The sequence below is a fragment of the Citrobacter sp. Marseille-Q6884 genome (assembly GCF_945906775.1).
Taxonomy (GTDB): domain Bacteria; phylum Pseudomonadota; class Gammaproteobacteria; order Enterobacterales; family Enterobacteriaceae; genus Citrobacter.
Genome location: NZ_CAMDRE010000001.1, coordinates 2,792,639 through 2,817,248 on the forward strand (window position 1 = coordinate 2,792,639; position 24,610 = coordinate 2,817,248).

A 24,610-nucleotide genomic window follows, 5' to 3' on the forward strand; every position below is an offset into this window, starting at 1 on the left:
TGGTGTTGATGCGATTAACTGACCGGGATCATGACCACTTTCTGGAATGCCGGACGCTCAGTGAGCTGCTGATACCAGCGTTCGAGATGAGGTCGGTGTGTCCAGTTCAGACCGACGTTAAACAGGTTATAGATGAACGGTGCGACGGCAATATCGCCGGTACCAAATTCAGCCCCGGAAAACCACGTCTGGTTAGCCAGCGCGTCGTCGAGAATACTGAACAGGTTATCGCACACCTTCGCGCCGGCATCGATGGCCGCCTGGTCGCGTTGTTCAACCGGGGTTCTGACCAGTCCAAATAAAATAACCCGATGCGCGGGACTTAATGTCTGGTTAGCCCAGTCCATCCACTTTTCGCCCTCAGCGCGTTTTGCCGGTGCATCAATCCACAAACGCTTTTGCCCGTACTGGGCTGCCAGATAGCGGACGATGGTATTGGATTCCCACAGCAACACGTCGGTTTCATCATCGCGAAGCAGCGGGACCAGGCCGTTAGGGTTCATTGCCAGATAATCGGCATCGTGGTTAATGCCAAATTGCCCGCCAGCCAAAATTTGGTTATACGGTAGTTCCAGTTCTTCGAGCGTCCACAACACTTTTTTTACGTTGGTCGAATTATTTCGACCCCACAGTGTAATCATAGTAACCCCGCAAATTAATAGAGCAGCTCATTGGCTGCATTTGGCATCTGACAAGCTCACATGGTGGGTTAAACCTAATATTTACGCAACAACCGATAAAAAAATCGTGATCAGTACAGCGCAGCGTGGCGTTATTGCATAAACTTTAAAAACTTTACCAACTTACGGTTTCTTTAAGCTCGTTAGTGCGTTATTACTCACCGCACTTATTTTACACGTCATCCATCAGGCTTCTTCTGCGTGGGTGAGCCAATGCAGTTTGTGTAAACATGGTGTGTATGACGTGGTTTTTTGGAATGGATACTCGGGTGGCATTTATGACGCAATACTTCTCTCTCCTTCGCAGCTTTGCTGCAGGTTCCGCACTCTTATTCCTTTTTGCGCCGACCGCACAGGCGGTAGAGCAGCCAACGGCCCCGCCGAGCGTGGATGCGCGGGCGTGGATCTTAATGGATTACGCCAGCGGTAAAGTGCTGGCGGAAGGCAATGCCGATGAGAAACTGGATCCAGCCAGTCTGACCAAGATCATGACCAGCTATGTGGTGGGTCAGGCGCTGAAGGCCGGGAAAATTAATCTGACCGATATGGTCACCGTAGGGAAAGACGCCTGGGCAACGGGGAATCCGGCTCTGCGCGGCTCGTCGGTGATGTTCCTGAAGCCTGGCGATCAGGTTGCTGTTTCTGATCTGAATAAAGGCGTGATCATTCAGTCAGGTAATGATGCCTGTATCGCGCTGGCAGATTACGTGGCCGGTAGCCAGGAATCCTTTATTGGTTTGATGAACGGTTATGCGCAAAAACTGGGACTGACCAATACCACTTTCCAGACAGTACATGGTCTGGATGCGCCAGGACAGTTCAGCACCGCGCGTGATATGGCCTTGCTGGGTAAAGCGTTAATTCACGATGTGCCGGAAGAGTACGCCATCCATAAAGAGAAAGAATTTACCTTTAATAAAATCCGCCAACCGAACCGCAACCGCCTGTTGTGGAGTACCAACCTGAATGTGGATGGGATGAAAACGGGTACGACGACCGGCGCGGGTTACAACCTGGTGGCTTCCGCTACCCAGGGCGACATGCGTTTGATCTCCGTGGTGCTGGGGGCAAAAACCGATCGTATTCGCTTCAACGAGTCGGAAAAACTGCTGACGTGGGGCTTCCGCTTCTTTGAAACGGTCACGCCGATCAAGCCTGATGCCACCTTTATCACCCAACGCGTCTGGTTTGGTGATAAGAGTGAAGTCAATCTGGGCGCCGGGGAAGGGGGTTCTGTGACCATCCCGCGCGGTCAGCTTAAAAATCTGAAAGCCAGCTTTACCCTGACTGAGCCGCAATTAACCGCGCCGCTGAAGAAAGGCCAGGTCGTCGGGACAATCGATTTCCAGCTTAATGGAAAATCGATCGAACAGCGTCCGTTGATGGTGATGGAAGCGGTTGAAGAGGGCGGATTCTTTAGCCGGATGTGGGACTTTGTGATGATGAAATTCCACCAGTGGTTTGGTGGCTGGTTCTCTTAATCGCTGTGATGGCCGGATAACGCTTATCCGGCCAACGATCAGGGCAACACCGTACGCCGGAAAAGACGCGATAACGTCGCCATCCGGCGTCAGTTTAATAGATGAGCTTGATGCGCTGCGCTTTTGCGTACTCGACAAATTCATCGTCAGGGCGGTTATCGCTGATGATGGTATCAAAACACGTCAATTCCCCCATCCTGGCGGGACGCACTTTCCCAAACTTACTGTGATCTACCACCAGAACGTGGTACTGCGCCATCGACATCGCCCAGTGCTTAACCGGTAATTCTTCCAGATTGAAACAGGTAGCCCCTTTATCAGGGTGAACGCCAGCGGCCGAGTAAAATGCGATATCCGGGCACAGGTTGTTCAGCGTTTCCTGGAAATCGAGTGGTTTGAAAATCGCATTGCTGGCATGGAACTCACCGCCACAGAGAATGACACGGCACTGCGGTTTTTCCTGTAGCACCAGAAACGTGTTCAGTGAGTAGCAGATTGCGGTGAAGGGCAGTTCATTATCAATCGCTTCAATGATCCACGGCGTGGTGGTGCCGCAGTCAAAAAAGAGCGTCTGATGCGCCTGGACGAGCTTCGCGGCCTGCTGCGCGGCACGACGTTTTTCATCCACCAGACGGGATTTTTGATCGCTAATTAAGTAGTGACTGGCGCTGCGGGGTTCCAGAACAATATAACCGCCGAGCAATACAACAGGGGCGTCGTTATTGTTCAGATCGCGACGGATGGTCATCTCAGATACGCCCAACAGCGTCGCGGCTTCTTTAAGGTGTAATTTATCGCTGCGTTTTAGCGCCTGCAGCAATTGACCAATACGCTCGTCGCGTCGTGTTTCCATAGTTCCCCTGGTGAGTAGAGTAAGCGCTCAGTATCGCGCGCCTAATACTACTCTCTTTACCGTGGGTTAGTCACGTACCCAGCCTTTACGGATGGGCAGGGCGAAGCAGGTGCGGTAGCAGGTTTGCAAACCGGGATACACAGTTGTGCCGAAGCGTTGCCAGAACATCTGAGCGCTCAGGCAGCCAATCAGCCCCGCCAGTAACCCACCTAACATATCCAGCGGCCAGTGGACGCCGAGGTAAACCCGTGACCAGGCAATCGCGACGGCCACGACCATCAGCAGTGCGCCGGACCAGATGCGGTGCCAGAATAAGAACGCCAAAGCAAAGGTAAAGATGACCGTACCGTGATCGCTTGGGAAAGAGTCATCCGCTGCATGGTGCAGGAAGTTATAGCCGATATGGTTAACGAACGGACGATCGTGCGGAAACACATGTCCCATCACCCATGAAATAGTCAGACCGACGATCAACGCGATCGCCATTTTGATCACCAATTGGCGCTGAACAGTCACGCGGTTGCGCGGCCCCCACAGCCAGAGCACAACCGCCATCAGCGGTACGATGCTGATCAGATCTTTGGCAATAAAAATGGCCAGCGTGATCATCCATTGCGCAGAGTCGGGCGTCGCGTTGATCAGGTAAAAAAGCGAGTTATTCAGATTTTCCAGCATAACATCCAGACTCAGTGCGTTCGTTAAAAAGGGTCCCATAGTGGGGAGAGCATAAAATCGCTTTGACGAGATAAAAAGCGGTCTAGTCTTATTTGTCTGTTAACTGACTATTTTTAATGCAATTAATGAGATCTATCCGTCATGATAACGGCGCCAACTTAAATTAACCTTAAAGCAGAAAAGTATTGTGAAAATGAGTGTAAAAATGTGCGCATTTTGCTTTCAGAACACATAATTCACTATCACCAGTCCGGCGCATTTATTACACTTTGCGCGTTTTTTCATTAGTTAAGAGACTGCATGCAGAACCGTTTATCTTCGGGCGCCCGCTTGGGACGTCAGGCATTACTATTCCCTCTCTGCCTGGTACTTTACGAATTCTCTACTTATATCGGCAACGATATGATCCAACCCGGTATGTTGGCGGTGGTGGAGCAATATCAGGCTGGATTAGATTGGGTTCCCACCTCCATGACCGCGTATCTGGCGGGTGGCATGTTTTTGCAGTGGTTGTTAGGGCCGCTGTCGGATCGTATTGGTCGTCGTCCGGTGATGTTAACCGGCGTGGTGTGGTTCATTGTGACCTGCCTTGCCACGCTGTTTGCGCAGAACATTGAACAATTTACTTTCCTGCGTTTTTTGCAGGGGATCAGCCTGTGCTTTATCGGCGCGGTGGGCTATGCCGCTATTCAGGAGTCGTTTGAAGAGGCGGTCTGTATAAAGATTACCGCACTGATGGCGAACGTGGCGTTGATTGCCCCCCTATTGGGGCCGTTGGTTGGCGCGGCCTGGGTGCATGTACTCCCGTGGGAAGGCATGTTTGTTCTGTTTGCTGTGCTGGCGGCAATCGCCTTTTTTGGTCTGCAACGCGCGATGCCTGAAACCGCAACCCGTCTGGGCGAGACGCTGTCAATTAAAGCGCTGGGCAAAGACTATAAGCTGGTGCTCAAGAATGTGCGCTTTGTCGCGGGTGCGCTGGCCCTGGGGTTTGTTAGCCTGCCATTGCTGGCCTGGATTGCACAATCACCCATTATCATCATCAGCGGCGAACAGCTTAGCAGCTATGAATATGGCCTGTTACAGGTGCCGATTTTTGGTGCGCTGATTGCCGGTAATCTGGTGCTGGCACGTCTGACTGCGCGACGCACCGTGCGATCGCTGATCATCATGGGCGGCTGGCCCATTGCCGTAGGGTTGATTATCGCTGCAGCAGCAACGGTAGTGTCTTCCCATGCGTACTTGTGGATGACGGCGGGTCTGAGCATATATGCGTTTGGTATCGGTGTGGCGAATGCCGGGCTGGTGCGCCTGACGCTGTTTGCCAGCGATATGAGTAAAGGGACCGTTTCCGCTGCGATGGGCATGTTACAGATGCTGATTTTTACCGTCGGTATCGAATTGAGTAAGCATGCGTATCTGATAGGCGGGAATGGCTTGTTCAGCCTGTTTAATCTGGCAAGCGGTGTGTTGTGGCTGCTGCTGATGTTTATCTTCCTGAAAGATAAACAGGTCGGAAATTCGCGGGAAGGCTAGAAAAGGCAATGCCTGATAAGCTGTGCGCTATCAGGCATTGAACCTGTTTGTGTTAATGCGTAAACGGCGCTTCGTTTTTCAGTACGCAGTCGATAATATCCAGCACGCCTTCTTCGTTATTTGAACCCGCGCGATATTTTGCCGCAGAGGCCACGGTGTCTTTGGCATTTGCCATCGCAAAACTAAAGCCCGCCTGACGTAGCATCTCAATATCATTTCCACCATCGCCAAATACGACGACCTCATCATCGGCAATATTCCAGCGTTGTTGCAGCAAGCGCAGGCCGTTTGCTTTATGAACGCCAGGAATAATTAAATCGATGCTGCCATAGCCTGTATGAACCGGAACCATAATATCGCCAATCGCATCGTGCAATGCCGTCTGGACGTGGGGAATACGATCGTCTGAGATATTCAATCCGAACTTGAAGAAAACGTCGTTAATATTGTCAAAGTTGTCTACAAATTCCAGGCGATGATAGTACATCGCAGCAACGGATTTTAACTCATCGCTGTACTGTTTCAGGGTGTAGGCGCTGTTTTTCCCACAGGCAATAATGTCGATGTCTGTGCGTGTCAGCAGGTGCTCCACGACGGTATGAAAATCTTCTTTTGCCAGTTCACCGTTAAACACATCTTCCCCTTCACTGACCACCCAGCCCCCGTTTTCCGCCACAAATGAGATTTCGTGAGCCAGTTCGGGGAAAAAGGAGATCAGCTGGTAATACTGGTTGCCGCTGGCGACCACAAAGCGGATACCGCGTGCTTTCATTTGGTGATATTGGGCCATAAACCGCTCGCGGTTATAGGTCTTATTGTCACTCAGAAACGTGCCGTCCATGTCTACCGCAATCAGCTTGATACCCATTAATTATTCTCCATAACAGATTGTCTGTTTGATGTTGGTTTGGCGACAGCTTTGGCCACCACGGCGGCCAGGATCACCAGCGCCAGAACAACCAGCATTGCACTGCGCAGTCCGTAGTGCTCACCCAGATAGCCCAGCAACGGCGGTCCAACCAGGAAAGCCAGATAGCCCGTGGTTGCCACCACGCTCACGCGGGTTGGCGCATCAGGGCCCGTGTCGCTGGCCGCTGAAATGGTCAGCGGGAAGCCGAGCGATGCGCCGAGTCCCCACAGAATGACCGACACCCCTGCGATCCAGGCGCTATCGACAAAAATAATCAGGCTAATTCCGAGCGCCCCCATCAGCGCACTGGCGCGCACCACTGCAACGCGGCTGTAGCGGTCGATAAACCAGCCACCGGTAAATCGTCCCACGGTCATACCCAAGGTAAAGCCCGCATAAATCAGTGAACCGGATGTTGGACTAAAACCATGTCCGTCAACCATCAGCAGCGGGAGCCAGTCGTTGGCGGAACCTTCAGCAAATGCCATCGCCAGAACCACTACGCCGATGAGCAACAACTGGATATCACGGTAAAATGGCAGCCCTTTTTCGCTGGAATGAGAGCCGTCAGCGGCATTTTTACCCGTACCGTCAGGAATCGCTTTGATGGCGATAAAGATAGGGGCAATTGCGACGCAAGCTGCCAGCAGAATATGCGTAGTGGCGGGCACACTGAACGCGGTAAGCGCCATACCGACACCCGCGCCTGCCAGTGTTCCCAGACTGTAAAAGCCATGCATCATCGGTAGCACGGTTTTATTCATTTCACGCTCAACCGCTGCCCCTTCGACATTAATAGCGACTTCTGCAGAGCCAAAGCTGGCGCCAAAAACCCCAAGACCAAACGCAAATATCCATGCGGAATGCCACCAGAGCGCCATGCTGAGGATCATCATTCCCACCACGGCACATGACATGGTGGTACGTATCACATTGCGCGTACCAAATCGTTTAACCAGCCAGGCTGAACAGAGAATGCCGCTCATCGAGCCGATAGAGAGCCCGAACAGCACCGCGCCCATCTCAGCTGTTGAAATGGAGAGCGTGTCTCTGATGGCTGGGGTACGCGTTGCCCAGGAAGCCATTAATAAACCGGGTAAAAAGAAAAAGGTAAAAAGCGCCAGGGTACGACGTCTCAAGGCTTTGCGTGATGAGGTGCCGGTCATAAATTCGAGCCAAAAAGAAGAGGAATAAAGACAACATTAACAAGATTGTGTACATTTGTACACAAATGCAATGAGAGGAAATGCAGTGCGACGCGCGAACGATCCGCAACGGCGGGATAAAATAGTTCTGGCTACTCTGGAGGCGGTAATAACCCATGGTATTCATGCGGTTACGCACCGTAAAATTGCGCAAATCGCTCAGGTGCCGTTGGGCTCTATGACCTATTATTTTTCAGGAATAGATGAGCTTTTAATGGAGGCATTTAGCCGTTTTACTGAAACCATGTCGCGGCAGTATCAGGCTTTTTTTGAGGGTGTTTCGGATGCGCGAGGTGCCTGCGATGCCATTACCGATATGATTTACAGCTCCCAGGTGACCACGCCAGATAACATGGAGCTGATGTACCAGCTGTACGCGTTTGCCAGCCGAAAACCTGCGCTGAAAACCGTGATGCAAAACTGGATGCAGCGCAGTCAACACACGCTGGAGCAGTGGTTTGAGCCTGTGACGGCTCGGGCGCTGGATGCGTTTCTTGAGGGAATGACGCTCCATTTTGTGACGGACAAAACGCCGCTCAGACGAGAAGACATTCTCGTGATGGTAGAACGCATTGCGGGCTTGCCACAGAAATGATGCGTTAACACGCGGGACACGCATGTTAACCGAGGGTGGCACCTCCGGTGATATTTACCACCGTTGCGGTCATCCCCCCGGCATGATCGGATGCCAGAAACGTCATGGTTTCGGCAATCTGCGCAAGCGTGGGCAGGCGTTTAATCAGGGTACTTTGTGCCGCGCCGCCTAACCATTGTTCGACGCTGAGCCCCATTGACTGTGCTTTTGCGCTGAATATTTCCCCAGTATAAGAACCTGCCTGCACAGCATCGACGATCGCATGCGAACGCACGCCGAGAACACGAATATTTCGTGGGCCGAGTTCGCTGGCGAGCGCTTTGATAAACGCTTCCATTCCCGCACAGCCGACGATATGGCCCAGATGGCCAGGCATAGCCATAGGCGCTGCGGGGGCCACGATGGAAATAATACTGCCTGCTCGTTCACCGCCCATGTGCGGCGCGACAGCACGGGATATGTTGAATTGTGCCGAGATAAATGGGGTGATGCCGCTCATGAATTCGGGCAGAGAGAGTTTTTCCAGGCATTTGCCTTGCTCGTGCATAAAGCCGGTGGCGTTGACCACCACGTCAATACCACCGGCTTGCTGAGCCACGCGTTCCACATCTTTAGCCGTGGCATGTTCGTTGAGTACATCGGTAATGAAGGTTTCAGCCGCACCTCCTGCCATACGGATGCTGTCAGCAGTCCTGTCCAGTTTCTCCTGATCGCGTGCGCCAAGGTAGACATTCGCGCCTTCACGCGCCATGGCATGTGCGACCGCACGACCAATCGCGCCGCTTCCTCCGAAGATCACAGCAACTTTGCCAGCAAGCAACATTGCACACCCCCATCACCTATAACCTCAATCAAAAGTATGTGCCATAACCAGCAGGCTGCAAATGGGGTTTTCAACAAGGGGAGTGCGAGGGATAGGGAGGGGAGACAAAATTCAGGCAACAAAAAAAACATTTATGTAAACGGGCTAGTTAAAACAACAACTTGCAATATAATCAATAAGTTAGGTTAGTGGTAAGGAGTGGCGATTACGGAGTAGTGCCAACCGCTGTCGCCACTTGGTAGGGTAGCCAACGGGTTGAAGCGCAGGACTGTTTCAAGATGGCCCGGTGCCAGATGAGCATAACGCATGGTCATTTTTATATCGTGGTGTCCCAGGATTTTCTGCAGGGCAAGGATATTCCCGCCGGACATCATAAAGTGTGCTGCAAACGTATGGAGCAAGACGTGGGTAAACTGTCCATGAGGCAGCACGATAGGGGTCTTTTCCATCACAGATAAAAACTGGAAGTAGCAGTCGGTAAAGAACCTGAAGCCGTCCAAAGAAATGATTTCCTCATACAGCTCTTTGCTAATAGGAATGCTGCGGTTCTTTTTGTCTTTGGTTCAGACGACAGTGATGCGGTACTTAGTGAGCTGGGAGCGCGTGAAGTTTACAGCTTCCCGCCAGTATGCCCCGGACTCAGACAGATTATGACAACCAGAGCGAGCAGGGGACTTTAGTAGTTGCAGTGTTATGAGCGCTTTTTTTGTGCGTCAATTGCGTCTTTTAATTGCTTGTAGAGCTTGTGTCGCAATTCATCCAGGTCGTCGTTTTCCCGTATCAAAGGTATTCCATCTTTATGTAGAATCACGTCGTTAAACGATCCCATACCGCCGTAAAGCGCCTTCAGAGAGTGAAGGGATGATTCATAATTTTTATCGATATCATAACCCAGTTTTTCAAAAATTTGAGCCCAAGAATATTCATCATTTGATTGCAATAGGTTGGTAATGCTGACTACTGTTTCTCTTATCTCATTTTTCATTTTAAACCCCCATTGCCAAGTATTTTAACACCTGGAATTTTCCACGGAGTGGGAACTAAAACTTGCTCTGTACCTCCAGAGTACAGCTCAGTTTGGTATCCGACCTCTCCAACGTAGACCTTTGTTCCTGCAGGAATTTGAATTTCGTGATAGCTATCAAGAGGGGATGTGCTGCGATTGGGCCATTTAGGCAATAGCGCTTTCTCTACCCGGGTTTGAAGTATCCCTTGAGGTTGCTCGTAACCGAAAAATTGACCTAAGGGCTTACCTGCAGTGCCGCCCCGGTAAAAAGTTGTATCTGTTGAAAGCGTTATTTCTTTGTACGCTCCGCTAGAAAATGTTTCAGCCAGATTGTCTGATAATGGCCCTGGCTTGAGCATTGAATACTCCCCCTCGACTTTCCCAAGAATATGGAGATTTTTAAGTTCAGAAAGCTTTTGTGCGGCGCCTAAGCTACCCATACCTAGCCCAGCTGCGATTGATGCACTTGCAATGAGCAAACCTTTGGTCTGGTCGTTCATGATCTGATCGTAACCTGCCGGGGCATCCCCTCCGAGTTGCTCAGCTGTCTGATGATATCCTTCGATATTGCCGTTATAAATCCCACCTCCGGCAAGCAATCTACCAGCGGCTTTACTGTTGATCGTTTTTGCGGCCTGTGCGTGCTGTATTGGTGCGTCGGTATAGTGTTGCTTAATTTGAAGTGGTTTACTGAATTTGGCCACCTGAACAGAGGTGATATGCTCATCTCAGAACAATACAGGTGTCCCAATGAAAAAAAGAAATTTCAGCGCAGAGTTTAAACGCGAATCCGCTCAACTGGTCCTTGATCAGAACTACACCGTTGCAGCTGCGGCCAGTGCTATGAATGTGGGTCTTTCTACCATGACGCGATGGGTAAAGCAGTTGCGGGATGAACGACAGGGCAAAATACCTAAAGCCTCCCCTATAACCCCGGAACAGATTGAAATACGTGAGCTGAAGAAAAAGCTACAACGCATTGAAATGGAAAACGACATATTAAAAAAGGCTACTGTAGATTCAATCTGTCAATGCAACACCCCTTTCAATTATCTCTTTCGGTGTTTTGAACTTCAGTGTCTTTCTCGGTCTGTTGTTTAGCTGAGCAGCAACCAGATCTAGTTCATGTTGAGTATATTGGGCAAGACATGTCTTTTTAGGAAAGTACTGCCGAATTAGCCCATTTGTGTTCTCATTTGTTCCCCGCTGCCAAGGACTCTGAGGATCGCAGAAGTAAACTTTAACGCCGGTGCTGACAGTAAATTCTAGATGTCTGGCCAGTTCCATTCCTCTGTCCCATGTCAGTGATTTTCTGAGTTCTGACGGTAAACTCAGGAATTTGTCGGTAAGAGCCTGATTTACTGAGACAGAATCTTTGCCCCTGAGTCTAAGGATGATCGTATAACGTGATTTTCGGTCTACAAGTGTGGCTATATGAGAGTTTTTTGTACCTGAGACTAAATCGCCCTCCCAATGCCCCAGAGAGCGTCTGTTATCGATATTTCGGGAACGTTCGTGAATTGGTGTTCCGTTCACTATGTTAATCGTACCTCTTTCGCCTTTGCGGGTATGACGCCTGCCATGGCGAAGGCTATGCGACCGTCGCAGATGCTGTATATTCAGGTGGTGTAGCGCTTCACGGCTACGAAAGTACAGCGTTTTATAAATTGTCTCAGGTGATATTCGCAGCGTTTTTTGACGTGGTTTTGTTCGCCTTAACCATCCTGATATTTGCTCTGGAGACCATTTCATCTCCAGCTTTTCCAGAACAAGCTTTCGCAATGGTAAATTTTGATCCAGTAAGCACGGTTTTGGCCTTTTCGCCATTCTGTTGGCTCGGTTATTAGCATCAACAGCTTTGTAATAGCGTCTGCCCCGATTACGCTGAACTTCACGTGAGATCGTCGAAGGACTGCGATTCAGCGCAGTAGCTATCGCACGAATGCTCATTTTGGCTGACAAACCAGCTCGTATCTCCTCGCGCTCAGACAGTGTCAGGTGAGCTACAGCCCGCTTACGCTCATGGGGTTTTATGCCGCCAGTATCCCTTAACATAGTGAAGATCGTTCCGGGTTTTGAACCCAGGATATTCGCTATTTCACTGAAGCCTGTTCCGTTCTTCCATAGTTCAAAAACAGAGGCTTTTTCCTCTGCTGTAAATGTTCGTCTCATTCAAAAAACCTCCGCAACCCCATGTTTTCACATAACTGTTGCGTTGACCAATTGAATCTACAACCGCGCTCTTGATGTCAGACTCCCTGAACAGTTCTCGTTAATCGGGAAACTCAGAGCGCAGTATCCTGTGGTCACACTCTGCCACGTGTTCGGGGTTCATCGCAGCAGCTACAAATACTGGGAAAAAAGCCCCGAAAAGCCAGACGGCAGGCGAGCGGTGTTACGCAGTCAGGTTCTGGAGCTGCATAACATTAGCCATGGTTCTGCTGGTGTAAGAAGTATAGCGATTATGGCAACCCTGAGAGGCTTCAGAATGGGACGCTGGCTTGCCGGCAGGCTCATGAAAGAACTGGGGCTGGTGAGTTGTCAGCAACCTACCCACCGGTATAAACGCGGTGGTCATGAACACATCGTTATCCCGAATCGCCTTGAGCGACAGTTCGCAGTGACAGAGCCTAATCAGGTGTGGTGCGGCGATGTGACGTATATCTGGACAGGCAAGCGTTGGGCTTACCTCGCTGTTGTTCTCGATCTGTTCGCAAGGAAACCGGTGGGCTGGGCAATGTCATTCTCACCAGACAGCAGGCTGACCATCAAAGCGCTGGAAATGGCGTGGGAAACTCGCGGTAAACCAGCCGGAGTGATGTTCCACAGTGACCAGGGTAGCCACTATACAAGCAGGCAGTTCCGGCAGTTACTGTGGCGTTGCCGGATCAGGCAGAGTATGAGCCGACGTGGAAACTGTTGGGACAACAGCCCGATGGAACGCTTCTTCAGAAGTCTGAAAAACGAGTGGGTGCCAGTGACAGGTTATATAAACTTTAGCGAAGCTGCTCATGCGATCACAGACTATATCGTCGGTTATTACAGCTCGCTAAGGCCGCATGACTATAACGGTGGGTTACCCCCAAACGAATCGGAAAACCGATACTGGAAAAACTCTAAAGCTGTGGCCAGTTTTAGTTGACCACTTCAATTGTCGGTGCGGGTTTGTTTCCTTGATGTTCGTTCAGGCTGTACTCGTAAATGTCCCTGACTTCAATCTGAAAGCTCTCACCATAATGGTCCATGAAACAATCGTAAATCAGGTTACTGTCTTTATCGAAGTAGAAAGGATTACGGAAGTGATCCCATTTTTCAGTAGTATCAATCCCCACCATCCAACCGTGCTCTAGCTGCCATTTAACATCATCATAGATTTTGTCGTACTCAGTGATGTGTTTCCGTTTGTAGGGTCGTGTAGCGAATCGGTGGTAAACCCCTTTTTTCCGCTGTGGAACGTGATGAGGGATGATCCGGGTTGTGTATTCCAGGTAATCCATCTCATAAAATACGCACGCCATTTCCATGGCTGTATCGGGTGAAAGAATGAACTGAATGTCTTCAGGAGCCAGTTCGCGGCGAGCTTCCCATTTCATATAAAGCGTAAACATCAGCCTTTACTTTATCCATAGTAGCCGTGTGGATTTTCAGCTAGAAATGGGTGTTAATCAATCATCTGACAATGAAAATCTAATGTAGGGATACAGTTGATGGGGCAAAATTTGTTACCACTACACGAGGGGATCAGTGAAGGTGGTGCTATGGCATGGGAACCTCCGGCTGTAACCTAAAGAATCACAGCTCAAAGTGCACAATTTGTGTATAGCGTTGTCAGCGATAACTCTATGCGAAGTCTGGATTTTGTTCTAAGCAAAGATGCTTACCTTCCCCTTGCAATTACTGCCAGTGCTAAAGAGGAATTTTTGAGCCTCCTCGAATGAACATTTGATGTCAGGCAGTTGACATTATTCCCAGACCTCGATGGTTTCTGTCATACCAATACTGAAAGAAATGGGTGTGGGGATAATGAATGAGGGTAATGCGTCAAAAACGCTACCACCATTTTGTCGCCATCTGGTTTTAAAGTGGTTCGTAAGTGGTTGATTGGAAGGGGCCTGAAATTCAGGCAACAAAAAACCCATCAACCTTGAACCAAAACGGCGGGGTTGATGGGCTCCACAAATTGGGGACATCAAAGAAAAGCAGTGGCACTAGTTATGACTGACACCTTGAAGAAAAGTTCTGCTGATCTGCAAAATATTTTCATTTAAGGGTAAAAATCAGTTCTAACCAAAGCCAGGCCAGATGATGACAATGAGTGTCCCCGCCAGCGTGAGCAGGACGTTCGCAATGGCATAAGTGCCTGCGTAGCCTAACGCCGGAATGTTGCTGCGTGCTGTGTCGCTGATGATTTCCATTGCCGGCGCACAGGTTCGCGCCCCCATCATGGCACCAAACAGCAGGGCGCGATTCATACGCAACACGTAAGCGCCAAACAAGAAGCAGATCACCACCGGAACCAGGCTGACAATCAAACCGGCAATCAGCATTTGACCACCTACCGCGCCAAGGCCATTGCCAATGCCGCTACCAGCGCTTAAGCCGACGCCTGCCATAAAGACCATCAGACCAAACTCTTTCACCATGTTCAGCGCACCCTGCGGGATATAGCCAAATGTAGGGTGGTTGGCACGCAGAAAGCCCAGCATGATCCCGGCGAACAGCAATCCGGCCGCATTACCGATACCGAAGCTGAAATTGCTGAACTGGAAGGTGATCATCCCGATCATCAAACCGATGATAAAGAAGGCGCAGAAGGCCAGGAGGTCGGTCACCTGGCTGTGAATTGAAATGAAGCCGATACGATCTGCAATGGTTTTCACACGGCGGGCATCACCGCTGACCTGCAACACGTCACCTTTATTGAGCACGACGTTGTCATCGATAGGCATCTCAATCTGGCTGCGGATCACGCGGTTGAGGAAACAACCGTGATCGGTCAGTTTCAGCTGTGCCAGACGACGGCCAACGGCATTGTGGTTTTTAACCACGATTTCTTCGGTGACGATACGCATATCAAGCAGATCGCGATCGAACACTTCTTTGCCGTTACGGAAGCTTGGGTCGAGGCGAGCATGCGCATCCGGGTAACCGACCAGCGCGATCTCATCGCCCATTTGCAGCACCGCATCACCATCTGGGTTGGCCAGAATACCGTTGCGGCGGATGCGTTCAATATAACAACCTGTCTGACGATAGATGCCCAGCTCACGCAGGTTTTTACCATCAGCCCATGCAACCAGCTCCGGGCCGACACGGTAGGCACGAATCACGGGCAGGTAGACTTTCCGGTTAGCGTCGGTGTCGAGGCCACGTTCGCGGGCGATTTGCTGGGCGCTGGTTTGCAGATCCTGATGTTGCAGTTTCGGCAAATAGCGCGCGCCGACGATCAGGCTGACCAGCCCGATCAAATAGGTGAGGGCGTAACCCAGACTCAGATTATCAAGCGCGCTTGAAAGCTGTGTGCCCGTCATTCCTGAGTGGCGTAATGTGTCACCTGCGCCAACCAGCACAGGCGTAGAGGTCATAGAGCCAGCCAGCATACCGGCGGTCAGGCCGATGTCCCAGCCAAATAGCTTACCCAGCCCCAGGGCGATCAGCAGTGCACTCCCGACCATCACCAGAGCAAGCATCAGGTAATTTTTCCCATCGCGGAAAAAAATCGAAAAAAAGTTGGGGCCGGCTTCAACACCGACACAAAAAATAAACAGCATAAAGCCGAGATTTAATGCATCAGTGTTAATACTAAAGTGCTGCTGCCCTAATAATAGGGAGACCACCAAAACGCCAATGGAATTACCAAGTTGGACTGAACCCAGGCGTAATTTACCCAGACACAGGCCCAGAGCCAGGACCACAAATAATAACAGGATGTAATTCCCATTTAACAAATCTGCGACGTTTATATTCACGGAGACTAACTTCTTGTTTACTAGTAAGCTATTGAAAGAAATGGCAATTTACGCTAATGTTTTTGCCAGAAATTAAGGGGCGACAGCATCGTATACAGCCCCAAATAAAGCAGCATGACAATATATGTGGCTAGTTTAATCTCATTACGTATCAACGGCTATAAGAATCGTGTGGGTGTGTTTTGGCATGGAATGCCGAGTAACTTTATCTGACTGGACGCCCTTGGGCGAAAAGAGTGTTCGATAGAGAACGTATCAGGAGGAACGGTTGAAACATAAGCAAGGTTGGGCGGGTGCGATCTGCTGCTTTGTGCTTTTTATTGTGGTGTGCCTTTCATTAACGCTGAATGTGAAAGGGGCATTTAGAGCAGCCGGACATCCGGAGGTCGGGTTGTTGTTTTTTATACTGCCAGGTGCTGCGGCAAGCTTTTTTTCTCATCGTCGGGAGGTGCTTAAACCCCTTCTTGGCGCAATGTTGGCGGCACCGTGCTGCCTGTTGTTGATGCGTTTCGTCTTTATGCCGACACGCTCGCTGTGGCAAGAGGTCGCGTGGTTATTTAGCGCCGTATTTTGGTGCGCGCTTGGCGCATTGTGTTTTTTGTTTATCAGTAACTTGTTCAGCCAGCATCAACGGCGGAACAAAGAGTGACAACGCCCTCCGGTGGAGGGCGCTGAGAGCTTAATCAAGCGAACAGATTGGCATTCTCTTTTGCCCATGCTTCAAAATCCGTGCAGCCGCCGATGTGTTTTTGATCGACAAAAATCTGCGGTACGGTTTCAACAGGTTTGCCTACCGTTTTTTCCAGATCCGCTTTAGTAATACCTTCGGCGTGGATATCAATGTAGCGGTAGTTAAAATCGTCATGCTCATTGCTTAATTTTTCTGCTAACTCTTTTGCGCGCACGCAATAGGGGCACCCTGGACGACCAAAAATAACGGCAAACATCTCTCTCTCCTCGAACTTATCAGGCCGGATGGCTAATGGGGGTTATGATGCCGCGATTTACGGCGGATGAAAAGCAGGTTCAACCTGTTGCTTTGATATCTTTCGTCTTTCAAGCCAGATTTTTGTGCGCAATCGTTGTTCACTTCATGTCATTCGACCTTGATAAGGTACATATTTGTTAAACACGAGGAGTTGGAACGTTTTACACTAGGCGCCACTTCACCGGGAGGCTACGTATGCGCACAATAGGCGTGTTACCCAAAAGCGTATTGATTCTGGAAATCATGGGGATGGTGTTGTTATCGCTGGCTCTGCTGTCGCTTAACGATTATCTGACCTTACCCGCACCACTCAACAGTTCACTGGCCTGTGTGGTGATGATATTTCTGGGTGTCTTACTGATGCTTCCTGCTGCGGTGGTATTGATGTGGCGCATTGCACAACTGTTAGCACCACAGCTAATGTCACGTTCATTCGACGTTTCTTCCCGTTCAGTCAGAGATAAAAGAGATGACTCCAACCATTGATTTACTGCGCAGCCACCGTTCAATTCGCCATTTTACCGATGAGCCGATTTCGGATGCGCAGCGTGACGCGATTATTGCTGGCGCTCAGGGAACGTCTAGCTCCAGTTTTTTACAGTGCACATCCATAATTCGGATTACCGACAAAACGCTGCGTGAATCGCTGGTGACATTGTCGGGAGGGCAAAAGCACGTGGCTCAGGCCGCTGAGTTCTGGGTGTTTTGCGCCGATTTTAATCGCCATCTACAGATTTGCCCTGATGCACAGTTAGGGCTGGCAGAGCAGTTGCTGCTTGGCGTGGTCGATACCGCGATGATGGCGCAAAATGCGCTGACGGCCGCGGAGTCTCTGGGACTCGGTGGCGTGTTTATCGGCGGTCTGCGCAACAATATTGAACCGGTTACCGAATTGCTGAAGCTGCCCCAGCATGTCCTGCCGTTGTTTGGCCTGTGTCTCGGCTGGCCGGCCGATAACCCGGATATCAAGCCACGACTGCCTGCTGCAATTGTCATGCACGAAAATCAGTATCAACCTCTCGATATGGACGAACTGGCTCACTATGATGAACAGCTCGCACAGTACTATCTGACCCGAGGCAGCAATACACGTCGTGATACCTGGAGCGATCATATTCGCCGTACCATTATTAAAGAGAGCCGCCCCTTTATTCTGGAATATTTGCATAAACAGGGTTGGGCGACGCGCTAAAGATTTTAACCCGGTGTATGATACGCCGGCTTTTACCAGGTCTTTCAGAGAGGTGCAGGGTGAAAATTGCCATTTTGTCCCGGGACGGAACGCTCTATTCGTGTAAACGCCTGCGTGAAGCGGCGATGAATCGCGGTCACCTGGTTGAAATCATCGACCCCCTTTCTTGTTATATGAACATTAGCCCGGCGGCTTCTTCTATTCATTACAAGGGCCGTCAGCTCCCTCATTTTGATGCAGTCATTCCACGCATTGGCTCGGCGATTACCTTTTATGGGACGGCGGCGTTGCGTCAGTTTGAGATGCTGGGGAGTTATCCGTTGAATGAATCGGTGGCGATTACCCGTGCACGCGACAAATTGCGTTCGCTGCAACTGCTGGCGCGCCAGGGGATCGATCTACCGGTAACCGGAATCGCACACTCGCCTGACGATACCAGTGACATGATTGACATGGTCGGTGGCGCACCGCTGGTGGTGAAACTGGTAGAAGGAACGCAGGGGATTGGCGTGGTGCTGGCGGAAACGCGTCAGGCGGCAGAGAGCGTCGTGGATGCGTTTCGTGGGCTGAATGCGCACATTCTCGTGCAGGAATACATCAAAGAGGCGAAAGGTCGCGATATTCGCTGCTTCGTGGTGGGGGATGAAGTCGTGGCCGCCATTGAGCGTTGCGCAAAAGAGGGAGATTTCCGCTCGAATCTCCATCGCGGCGGCGCTGCCAGTATTGCCAATATTACGCCTCGCGAAAGAGAAATAGCGCTCAAAGCTGCCCGGACAATGGGCCTGGATGTGGCGGGTGTGGATATTCTCCGCGCAAACCGCGGGCCGTTGGTCATGGAAGTTAACGCTTCTCCTGGGCTGGAAGGCGTTGAGAAAACGACGGGAATTGATATCGCTACGCGAATGATTCAATGGATCGAACGGCATGCGACGCCCGAGTTTTGCCTTAAAATCGGCGGTTAAGCGCAATATCGATTACCAAAGTAGTATGCCATGCGCTTTTTGCGTAAGCTGTGCCGGTATTTTTTTCATCAATAGAGGTCGCACATTATTATGACATCACTGGTCGTTCCCACTCTGGATACGTTGCGTCAATGGCTCGACGACCTGGGCATGAGTTTTTTTGAATGCGATACCTGTCAGGCGCTGCATTTACCGCACATGCAGAACTTTGACGGCATCTTTGATGCAAAAATTGATTTGGTAGATAACATCATCCTGTTCTCCGCGATGGCGGAAGTCAGACCTTCTGCTTTGTTGCCCCTTGCTGCCGATCTTTCTGCCATCAATGCCAGTTCGCTGACGGTAAAAGCATTTCTGGATATGCAGGATGATAATCTGCCAAAGCTGGTGGTTTGCCAGTCTTTATCCGTTATGCCGGGCGTTACCTTCGAGCAGTTCGAATATTTTGTTCGTCAGAGCGAAGAGCAGGTGTCAATGGTGATCCTTGAAGCCGGCGCGCACCAGCTATTATTTAACGCTGAAGACGAAACGCAAAACAGCAGCACCGAGAACCATTTCTTGCATTAATACTTTCTGAACAATCACGCCTTTAGCGCAGCCGCTGCCAGAGCGGTTGCGTATTCCACGTTTTTATTCTGCATTTAACCTTTTGTTAAAGAATTATTCACTTCAATTCCGCGCCGCCCGCTTTATGTCATAGACAAAACCTGCATAAAAAATTGATAAAAGACGTTTTTTAATCTGGGCTATATCCTTGAATCCTGGCTAAAGTTATTCTTGCGAGGCTCTTAAACGTCATCCTTCATTTGTCCCTTGTGAGCTGACATATTGTCACTATGCATGTGGATGGAGTGAGCGTCTGTCAGCGAGCTGAAGCGGCATGCGGAGAAGCCACTTTTCTCATCGGTGCCTAATGAAAGAATATGCACGTTTCTTGCATATCGTAGAGTGTGACTTTTTTGTTCGTTTGTTAACGAACTTTCAGAAGGAAAGAGATTATGACCGCCTTAAATAAAAAATGGTTATCAGGCCTGGTTGCGGGTGCTCTGATGGCCATCTCTGCCGGCACGCTCGCTGCTGAACAAAAAACACTGCATATTTATAACTGGTCTGATTATATCGCCCCGGATACGGTGGCTAATTTTGAAAAAGAGACCGGGATTAAAGTCATTTATGATGTCTTCGATTCCAATGAGGTGCTTGAAGGAAAGCTCATGGCCGGCAGTACCGGTTTTGATCTGGTGGTACCTTCCGCCAGTTTCCTTGAGCGTCAGTTGACCGCGGGTGTTTTTCAGCCGCTGGATAAAAGCAAACTTCCGGGCTGGAAAAACCTCGACCCTGAATTGCTGAAGCTGGTAGCGAAACACGATCCCGACAATAAATTTGCCATGCCATATATGTGGGCAACCACCGGCATCGGCTACAACGTCGATAAAGTTAAAGCGGTATTGGGTGCTGATGCCCCGGTAAACAGCTGGGATCTGATCCTGAAGCCAGAAAATCTGGAAAAACTCAAAAGCTGCGGTGTCTCTTTCCTGGATGCGCCCGAAGAAGTCTTTGCTACCGTGCTGAACTATTTGGGGAAAGATCCTAACAGCACCAAAGCGGATGATTACACCGGACCGGCAACTGACCTGTTGTTGAAACTGCGTCCGAATATTCGCTACTTCCACTCCTCTCAATACATTAACGATCTGGCAAATGGCGATACCTGTGTCGCGATTGGCTGGGCAGGGGACGTATGGCAGGCCGCTAACCGTGCTAAAGAAGCGAAAAATGGCGTCAATATCTCCTTCTCGATTCCAAAAGAAGGGGCAATGGCGTTCTTTGATGTTTTCGCAATGCCGGCTGACGCGAAAAACAAAGATGAGGCATACCAGTTCCTTAACTATCTGCTGCGTCCGGACGTGATTGCCCATATCTCTGATCATGTGTTCTACGCGAATGCCAACAAAGAAGCGACGGCGCTGGTCAGCGCTGAGGTTCGTGACAACCCAGGCATTTACCCGCCTGCCGATGTGCGAGCTAAGCTGTTCACGCTGAAAGTACAGGATCCGAAGATCGATCGTGTCCGTACCCGTGCCTGGACGAAGGTGAAAAGCGGGAAATAACCTGATGCTCGGGACATGACCCGGTGGTGCTTGTGCCCGCCGGGGCTGTATTGATCCCGAACACGTATAACCCGGCAATACGCACCATTGTGGTGCGTTATTTGCACCGTTTCTTTGTTTTATGCCGGAGAGCACTCGAGTGAATGATGCAACCCCCCGCCCGCAGGCGAAGACCCGTAAAGCGCTGACCCCGCTCCTTGAAATTCGTAACCTGACCAAGTCATTTGATGGCCAGCATGCTGTCGATGATGTCAGCCTCACTATCTATAAAGGCGAAATCTTTGCCCTTCTGGGCGCATCCGGCTGCGGCAAATCGACCTTGTTGCGTATGCTCGCGGGGTTTGAACTGCCGACGACCGGGCAAATTATGCTGGATGGCGTCGATTTGGCGCATGTCCCGCCGTATCTGCGCCCGATCAATATGATGTTTCAGTCCTACGCGCTGTTTCCGCACATGACGGTGGAGCAGAACATCGCTTTTGGGCTCAAGCAGGACAAACTGCCGAAGTCTGAAATCACCAGCCGGGTTAACGAGATGTTGGGGCTGGTGCATATGCAGGAGTTTGCCAAACGTAAGCCGCATCAGCTTTCCGGCGGCCAGCGTCAGCGTGTGGCGCTGGCGCGTAGCCTGGCGAAGCGTCCAAAGCTGCTGCTGTTGGATGAACCGATGGGCGCGTTGGATAAAAAACTGCGTGACCGTATGCAGCTGGAAGTGGTCGATATCCTTGAGCGCGTGGGCGTGACCTGCGTAATGGTGACGCACGACCAGGAAGAAGCCATGACCATGGCGGGTCGTATCGCGATCATGAATCGCGGCAAGTTCGTGCAAATTGGCGAGCCAGAAGAGATTTATGAGCATCCGACCACACGTTACAGCGCGGAATTTATCGGTTCGGTAAATGTCTTTGAGGGATTGCTGAAAGCGCGTCAGGAAGATGGCCTGGTGATTGACTCTCCTGGGCTGGTACACCCGCTGAAAGTGGATGCGGATGCCTCGATTGTTGATAACGTGCCGGTCTATGTCGCGCTACGCCCGGAAAAAATCATGCTCTGTGAGGCTCCTCCGGCTGATGGCTACAACTTTGCGGTGGGGGAAGTGGTACACATTGCCTATCTTGGCGATTTGTCTGTCTACCACGTGCGTTTAAAAAGCGGCCAGATGCTGAGTGCCCAGTTACAAAACGAACATCGCTATCGCAAAGGGTTACCGACCTGGGGTGATGAAGTTCGTTTGTGTTGGGATGCGGACAGCTGTGTCGTGTTGACGGTTTAAGGAGTGAAGATGAGTACACTTGAACCTCCGGCGCGTATGGATAAAGCAGGCCGTTTTACGCTGTTTATGTCGCGGATGCAGATGAAACACGGGCGAAAGCTGGTGATAGCCTTGCCTTATGTTTGGCTGGTTCTCCTGTTTTTGCTGCCTTTTCTGATCGTCTTTAAGATAAGCCTCTCAGAGATGGCGCGGGCGATTCCTCCGTATACCGATCTTGTTGCATGGGCGGACGATCAGTTATCCATCACACTCAATCTGGGCAACTTTCTACAACTGACGGACGATCCTCTCTATTTTGATGCCTATTTGCAGTCTCTGCAGGTGGCAGGGATCTCGACGATCTGTTGTCTGTTGCTGGGGTATCCGCTGGCATGGGCGGTGGCGCACAGCAAACCGTCAACGCGAAACATTTTGCTGTTACTGGTGATCTTGCCTTCCTGGACCTCTTTTCTGATTCGTGTTTATGCCTGGATGGGGATCCTGAAAAACAACGGGGTATTGAACAACTTCCTGATGTGGTTGGGGGTTATCGATCAGCCGCTGACAATTCTGCATACCAATCTGGCGGTTTATATCGGAATTGTTTATGCCTATTTGCCCTTTATGGTGCTGCCAATTTATACCGCATTAACGCGCATTGATTATTCACTGGTGGAAGCCGCGCTCGATCTCGGCGCCAGACCGTTGAAAACCTTCTTTAGCGTGATTGTGCCGTTGACCAAAGGCGGGATTATCGCCGGGTCAATGCTGGTGTTTATTCCGGCAGTAGGGGAGTTTGTGATCCCTGAACTGCTAGGCGGACCTGACAGCATTATGATTGGTCGTGTGCTGTGGCAGGAGTTCTTCAACAACCGTGACTGGCCAGTGGCCTCTGCAGTCGCCATCATTATGTTATTGCTGCTGATTGTGCCGATCATGTGGTTCCACAAATATCAGCAAAAAAGTGTGGGGGAACACGGATGAATAACTTACCGGTCGTTCGCTCGCCGTGGCGTATTTTTATTCTGGTGCTGGGATTTACCTTCCTGTATGCGCCGATGCTGATGTTGGTGATCTATTCGTTCAACAGCTCCAAACTGGTAACGGTTTGGGCGGGCTGGTCAACACGCTGGTACGGTGAACTATTCCACGATACCGCGATGATGAGCGCTGTGGGGATGAGCTTAACGATTGCCGCCTGTGCGGCGACGATGGCAGCTATCCTCGGCACGATTGCTGCGGTTGTGATGGTCCGTTTTGGTCGTTTCCGTGGATCAAACGGTTTTGCTTTTATGATAACCGCGCCACTGGTTATGCCGGATGTGATTACCGGTTTGTCGTTGCTCCTGCTGTTTGTGGCTATGGCGCATGCCATTGGCTGGCCCGCGGATCGCGGCATGCTGACCATCTGGCTGGCGCACGTCACCTTCTGTACGGCGTATGTTGCGGTGGTTATCTCTTCGCGCTTGCGCGAATTGGATCACTCGATCGAAGAAGCGGCAATGGATCTGGGGGCGACACCGCTGAAGGTCTTTTTTGTCATCACGCTGCCAATGATTATGCCTGCGGTGATCTCCGGCTGGTTGCTGGCGTTCACGCTGTCGCTGGATGATCTGGTGATCGCCAGTTTTGTCTCTGGCCCCGGGGCGACAACCTTGCCGATGCTGGTGTTCTCCAGCGTACGCATGGGGGTGAACCCGGAGATTAACGCGCTGGCAACGCTGATTCTCGGTGTGGTCGGAATTATCGGATTTATCGCGTGGTATCTGATGGCTCGGACAGAAAAACAGCGGTTGCGCGATATCCAGCGTGCAAGACGCAGCTGAAAAAACTAAAATCTGCCAACCTGTCTACACGGTGCAGCGTTTATCGTTGCACCGTTTTCACGGAAGACGACGCGTTGGGTTTTTTTAAGAAATCTTCGACATCTCATGCCCGCTTAAATGTACCTGCTCTGGTGCAGGTGGCGGCGCTCGCTATTATTTTGATTCGCGGCCTCGACCTGTTGATGATTTTTAATACGCTTGGCGTTCGAGGAACAAGCGAGTTTATTCATCGCAGTGTGCAGACCTGGGATTTGACGCTGGTATTTTTAGGCAGTCTGGTGCTGCTCTTTATTGAGATTTATTGCGCCTTTTCCCTGGTAAAAGGCCGTAACTGGGCACGATGGGTGTATCTGTTGACGCAGATTGTTGCGACCAGCTACCTGTGGGCAGCATCGCTGGGCTATGGGTACCCGGAACTGTTCAGTATTGCCGGTGAATCCCGACGTGAAATTTTCCGTACGCTGGTGATGCAAAAATTGCCTGATATGCTGGTGCTACTGCTGCTGTTCGTTCCTGCGTCCAGTCGACGGTTCTTCCGCTTGCAATAAT

24 protein-coding genes and 5 pseudogenes are annotated in these 24,610 nt (G+C 50.6%); 15 read left to right on the forward strand and 14 right to left on the reverse strand.

All coding sequences use genetic code 11. The features are described from left to right. Positions 1-14: 14 nt before the first annotated feature. On the reverse strand, positions 15-641 hold the full coding sequence (locus N7268_RS13230) for a glutathione S-transferase family protein (protein WP_260863262.1): 627 nt from the start codon (positions 639-641) through the stop codon (positions 15-17). A gap of 317 nt (positions 642-958) precedes the next feature. Here N7268_RS13230 and dacC point away from each other — a divergent pair, with 317 nt between their 5' ends. Continuing rightward, positions 959-2,161, forward strand: coding sequence for a serine-type D-Ala-D-Ala carboxypeptidase (gene dacC, locus N7268_RS13235; RefSeq protein ID WP_260863263.1), 1,203 nt, complete (start codon positions 959-961; stop codon positions 2,159-2,161). 94 nt (positions 2,162-2,255) lie between these two features. Here dacC and deoR read toward each other — a convergent pair whose 3' ends face one another. Both deoR and ybjG read right to left on the reverse strand, forming a co-directional pair. Further along, positions 2,256-3,014 (reverse strand): DNA-binding transcriptional repressor DeoR, encoded by a 759-nt coding sequence (deoR, locus tag N7268_RS13240; RefSeq protein WP_260863264.1) that lies wholly within the window; start codon positions 3,012-3,014, stop codon positions 2,256-2,258. Positions 3,015-3,080: 66 nt separating this feature from the next. Next, the gene (gene ybjG / locus N7268_RS13245) at positions 3,081-3,689 is read right to left on the reverse strand and encodes an undecaprenyl-diphosphate phosphatase (protein ID WP_260863265.1); all 609 of its coding nucleotides are present in this window, start codon (positions 3,687-3,689) and stop codon (positions 3,081-3,083) included. Positions 3,690-3,989: 300 nt separating this feature from the next. On the opposite strand from ybjG, the gene N7268_RS13250 reads away from it, so the two are divergent. Then, positions 3,990-5,222 (forward strand): MFS transporter, encoded by a 1,233-nt coding sequence (locus tag N7268_RS13250; protein WP_260863266.1) that lies wholly within the window; start codon positions 3,990-3,992, stop codon positions 5,220-5,222. A gap of 52 nt (positions 5,223-5,274) precedes the next feature. Here the strand turns inward: N7268_RS13250 and N7268_RS13255 are convergent, their stop codons facing one another. Further along, positions 5,275-6,090, reverse strand: coding sequence for a Cof-type HAD-IIB family hydrolase (locus N7268_RS13255; RefSeq protein WP_260863267.1), 816 nt, complete (start codon positions 6,088-6,090; stop codon positions 5,275-5,277). Further along, on the reverse strand, positions 6,090-7,298 hold the full coding sequence (locus N7268_RS13260) for an MFS transporter (protein WP_260863268.1): 1,209 nt from the start codon (positions 7,296-7,298) through the stop codon (positions 6,090-6,092). The genes N7268_RS13255 and N7268_RS13260 overlap by 1 nt, the downstream gene beginning before the upstream one ends. Before the next feature lie 85 nt (positions 7,299-7,383). Here N7268_RS13260 and N7268_RS13265 point away from each other — a divergent pair, with 85 nt between their 5' ends. After that, on the forward strand, positions 7,384-7,932 hold the full coding sequence (locus N7268_RS13265) for a TetR/AcrR family transcriptional regulator (RefSeq protein WP_260863269.1): 549 nt from the start codon (positions 7,384-7,386) through the stop codon (positions 7,930-7,932). 25 nt (positions 7,933-7,957) lie between these two features. Here N7268_RS13265 and N7268_RS13270 read toward each other — a convergent pair whose 3' ends face one another. From N7268_RS13270 to N7268_RS13285, 4 genes and pseudogenes are all read right to left on the reverse strand, one after another. Then, complete coding sequence (locus N7268_RS13270; protein ID WP_260863270.1) at positions 7,958-8,755, reverse strand: SDR family NAD(P)-dependent oxidoreductase; 798 nt, start codon at positions 8,753-8,755, stop codon at positions 7,958-7,960. Between the two features lie 180 nt (positions 8,756-8,935). After that, positions 8,936-9,431, reverse strand: a pseudogene (locus N7268_RS25205) (tyrosine-type recombinase/integrase); the annotation flags it as partial. 15 nt (positions 9,432-9,446) lie between these two features. Continuing rightward, a complete protein-coding gene (locus N7268_RS13280; protein WP_260863271.1) occupies positions 9,447-9,740 on the reverse strand; it encodes a DUF6966 domain-containing protein in 294 nt (97 codons plus the stop codon). Further along, positions 9,737-10,402: pseudogene (locus N7268_RS13285) on the reverse strand (hypothetical protein); the annotation flags it as partial. The gene N7268_RS13280 and the pseudogene N7268_RS13285, both read right to left, overlap by 4 nt. A gap of 109 nt (positions 10,403-10,511) precedes the next feature. Here N7268_RS13285 and N7268_RS13290 point away from each other — a divergent pair. Then, positions 10,512-10,769: pseudogene (locus tag N7268_RS13290) on the forward strand (transposase); the annotation flags it as partial. A 12-nt stretch (positions 10,770-10,781) separates the two neighbouring features. On the opposite strand, the gene N7268_RS13295 reads toward N7268_RS13290, so the two are convergent. Beyond that, entirely contained in the window at positions 10,782-11,933 is a 1,152-nt protein-coding gene (locus tag N7268_RS13295; protein ID WP_001254932.1) for an IS30-like element IS30 family transposase, read from the reverse strand. Then, a pseudogene (locus tag N7268_RS13300) lies at positions 11,930-12,010 on the reverse strand (hypothetical protein); the annotation flags it as partial. The pseudogene N7268_RS13300 and the gene N7268_RS13295, both read right to left, overlap by 4 nt. On the opposite strand from N7268_RS13300, the pseudogene N7268_RS13305 reads away from it, so the two are divergent. Continuing rightward, positions 11,998-12,903: pseudogene (locus N7268_RS13305) on the forward strand (IS3 family transposase); the annotation flags it as partial. The pseudogenes N7268_RS13300 and N7268_RS13305 sit on opposite strands and share 13 nt — an antisense overlap. On the opposite strand, the gene N7268_RS13310 reads toward N7268_RS13305, so the two are convergent. Together N7268_RS13310 and N7268_RS13315 are read right to left on the reverse strand one after the other, a co-directional pair. Then, a complete protein-coding gene (locus tag N7268_RS13310; RefSeq protein WP_260863272.1) occupies positions 12,896-13,369 on the reverse strand; it encodes a hypothetical protein in 474 nt (157 codons plus the stop codon). The pseudogene N7268_RS13305 and the gene N7268_RS13310 sit on opposite strands and share 8 nt — an antisense overlap. A gap of 675 nt (positions 13,370-14,044) precedes the next feature. Then, positions 14,045-15,730 carry an aspartate:alanine antiporter gene (locus tag N7268_RS13315; protein ID WP_260863273.1) on the reverse strand — a complete coding sequence of 562 codons (1,686 nt, stop codon included), beginning with the start codon at positions 15,728-15,730 and terminating at the stop codon, positions 14,045-14,047. Between the two features lie 268 nt (positions 15,731-15,998). On the opposite strand from N7268_RS13315, the gene N7268_RS13320 reads away from it, so the two are divergent. Continuing rightward, positions 15,999-16,379: an inner membrane protein YbjM gene (locus tag N7268_RS13320; RefSeq protein ID WP_198904731.1), complete on the forward strand. Its 381-nt coding sequence runs from the start codon at positions 15,999-16,001 to the stop codon at positions 16,377-16,379. Between the two features lie 34 nt (positions 16,380-16,413). Here the strand turns inward: N7268_RS13320 and N7268_RS13325 are convergent, their stop codons facing one another. Continuing rightward, complete coding sequence (locus tag N7268_RS13325; RefSeq protein WP_045441230.1) at positions 16,414-16,677, reverse strand: GrxA family glutaredoxin; 264 nt, start codon at positions 16,675-16,677, stop codon at positions 16,414-16,416. Between the two features lie 236 nt (positions 16,678-16,913). Between N7268_RS13325 and N7268_RS13330 the strand changes: the two genes are divergently transcribed. The 9 genes from N7268_RS13330 (at position 16,914) to N7268_RS13370 (ending at position 24,609) form a co-directional block, all read left to right on the forward strand. Further along, positions 16,914-17,204 (forward strand): YbjC family protein, encoded by a 291-nt coding sequence (locus N7268_RS13330; protein WP_260863274.1) that lies wholly within the window; start codon positions 16,914-16,916, stop codon positions 17,202-17,204. Beyond that, the gene (gene nfsA / locus N7268_RS13335; protein ID WP_260863275.1) at positions 17,188-17,910 is read left to right on the forward strand and encodes a nitroreductase NfsA; all 723 of its coding nucleotides are present in this window, start codon (positions 17,188-17,190) and stop codon (positions 17,908-17,910) included. The genes N7268_RS13330 and nfsA overlap by 17 nt, the downstream gene beginning before the upstream one ends. Positions 17,911-17,969: 59 nt before the next feature. After that, positions 17,970-18,872 (forward strand): 30S ribosomal protein S6--L-glutamate ligase, encoded by a 903-nt coding sequence (gene rimK, locus N7268_RS13340; protein WP_198904728.1) that lies wholly within the window; start codon positions 17,970-17,972, stop codon positions 18,870-18,872. Between the two features lie 90 nt (positions 18,873-18,962). Next, positions 18,963-19,439, forward strand: coding sequence for a YbjN domain-containing protein (locus tag N7268_RS13345; RefSeq protein ID WP_260863276.1), 477 nt, complete (start codon positions 18,963-18,965; stop codon positions 19,437-19,439). Positions 19,440-19,870: 431 nt separating this feature from the next. Next, positions 19,871-20,983, forward strand: coding sequence for a spermidine/putrescine ABC transporter substrate-binding protein PotF (gene potF, locus N7268_RS13350; protein ID WP_260863277.1), 1,113 nt, complete (start codon positions 19,871-19,873; stop codon positions 20,981-20,983). 139 nt (positions 20,984-21,122) lie between these two features. Next, positions 21,123-22,256: a putrescine ABC transporter ATP-binding subunit PotG gene (gene potG, locus N7268_RS13355; protein ID WP_260863278.1), complete on the forward strand. Its 1,134-nt coding sequence runs from the start codon at positions 21,123-21,125 to the stop codon at positions 22,254-22,256. Positions 22,257-22,265: 9 nt separating this feature from the next. Further along, on the forward strand, positions 22,266-23,219 hold the full coding sequence (gene potH, locus N7268_RS13360) for a putrescine ABC transporter permease PotH (RefSeq protein ID WP_260863279.1): 954 nt from the start codon (positions 22,266-22,268) through the stop codon (positions 23,217-23,219). Next, positions 23,216-24,061, forward strand: coding sequence for a putrescine ABC transporter permease PotI (gene potI / locus N7268_RS13365; RefSeq protein ID WP_260863280.1), 846 nt, complete (start codon positions 23,216-23,218; stop codon positions 24,059-24,061). The genes potH and potI overlap by 4 nt, the downstream gene beginning before the upstream one ends. A gap of 20 nt (positions 24,062-24,081) precedes the next feature. Beyond that, a complete protein-coding gene (locus N7268_RS13370; RefSeq protein WP_260863554.1) occupies positions 24,082-24,609 on the forward strand; it encodes a YbjO family protein in 528 nt (175 codons plus the stop codon). The last annotated feature ends 1 nt before the right edge of the window (position 24,610 follow it).

Excerpts from the sequence above, each read along its gene's own strand:
- N7268_RS13250 (WP_260863266.1), top strand. The coding sequence starts at position 3,990 with ATGCAGAACCGTTTATCTTCGGGCGCCCGCTTGGGACGTCAGGCATTA.
- dacC (WP_260863263.1), top strand. The coding sequence starts at position 959 with ATGACGCAATACTTCTCTCTCCTTCGCAGCTTTGCTGCAGGTTCCGCA.
- N7268_RS13270 (WP_260863270.1), bottom strand. The coding sequence starts at position 8,755 with ATGTTGCTTGCTGGCAAAGTTGCTGTGATCTTCGGAGGAAGCGGCGCG.
- N7268_RS13330 (WP_260863274.1), top strand. The coding sequence starts at position 16,914 with ATGCGCACAATAGGCGTGTTACCCAAAAGCGTATTGATTCTGGAAATC.
- potF (WP_260863277.1), top strand. The coding sequence starts at position 19,871 with ATGACCGCCTTAAATAAAAAATGGTTATCAGGCCTGGTTGCGGGTGCT.
- N7268_RS13310 (WP_260863272.1), bottom strand. The coding sequence starts at position 13,369 with ATGTTTACGCTTTATATGAAATGGGAAGCTCGCCGCGAACTGGCTCCT.
- N7268_RS13230 (WP_260863262.1), bottom strand. The coding sequence starts at position 641 with ATGATTACACTGTGGGGTCGAAATAATTCGACCAACGTAAAAAAAGTG.
- N7268_RS13260 (WP_260863268.1), bottom strand. The coding sequence starts at position 7,298 with ATGACCGGCACCTCATCACGCAAAGCCTTGAGACGTCGTACCCTGGCG.
- potI (WP_260863280.1), top strand. The coding sequence starts at position 23,216 with ATGAATAACTTACCGGTCGTTCGCTCGCCGTGGCGTATTTTTATTCTG.
- N7268_RS13325 (WP_045441230.1), bottom strand. The coding sequence starts at position 16,677 with ATGTTTGCCGTTATTTTTGGTCGTCCAGGGTGCCCCTATTGCGTGCGC.
- N7268_RS13280 (WP_260863271.1), bottom strand. The coding sequence starts at position 9,740 with ATGAAAAATGAGATAAGAGAAACAGTAGTCAGCATTACCAACCTATTG.
- N7268_RS13295 (WP_001254932.1), bottom strand. The coding sequence starts at position 11,933 with ATGAGACGAACATTTACAGCAGAGGAAAAAGCCTCTGTTTTTGAACTA.
- N7268_RS13345 (WP_260863276.1), top strand. The coding sequence starts at position 18,963 with ATGACATCACTGGTCGTTCCCACTCTGGATACGTTGCGTCAATGGCTC.
- deoR (WP_260863264.1), bottom strand. The coding sequence starts at position 3,014 with ATGGAAACACGACGCGACGAGCGTATTGGTCAATTGCTGCAGGCGCTA.
- ybjG (WP_260863265.1), bottom strand. The coding sequence starts at position 3,689 with ATGCTGGAAAATCTGAATAACTCGCTTTTTTACCTGATCAACGCGACG.
- nfsA (WP_260863275.1), top strand. The coding sequence starts at position 17,188 with ATGACTCCAACCATTGATTTACTGCGCAGCCACCGTTCAATTCGCCAT.
- potH (WP_260863279.1), top strand. The coding sequence starts at position 22,266 with ATGAGTACACTTGAACCTCCGGCGCGTATGGATAAAGCAGGCCGTTTT.
- N7268_RS13255 (WP_260863267.1), bottom strand. The coding sequence starts at position 6,090 with ATGGGTATCAAGCTGATTGCGGTAGACATGGACGGCACGTTTCTGAGT.